This is a genomic window from Frigoribacterium sp. AC759, assembly GCF_979256015.1.
The window spans coordinates 1-256 of record NZ_CEEDMT010000122.1 but is presented as its reverse complement, the minus strand read 5'-3'; the positions used below and the strand labels follow the sequence as shown (position 1 = coordinate 256).

Annotated in this window: 1 protein-coding gene; it reads left to right on the top strand. The window is 71.1% G+C overall.

Annotation, left to right across the window (positions count from 1 at the left end):
• On the top strand, positions 1-256 hold a 256-nt coding region (locus ACZ6JE_RS15340), incomplete at both ends, for a hypothetical protein (RefSeq protein WP_464319505.1).

The window sequence follows — 256 nt, the reverse complement described above, 5'->3', positions numbered from 1 at the left end:
GTCATCGTCGACATCCAGGGCTACTTCACCAAGAGCGAGGGCGGAGCCGTCTTCACTCCCGCCGCTGCGCGCATCGCCGACACACGCGTCAGCCCCTCCAGCGTCGTCCAGGGCGGCGCGGAAGTCAGCATCCCCGTCGCCGGCGTAAAAGGCCTCCCGGCATCCGGCTCCGGCCTCACCGCCGTCGCCATGACCCGCAGCGCGATCAACGGCTCCAGTACCGGCGGGTCTGCGGTCGTCTGGCCCGACGGCACGG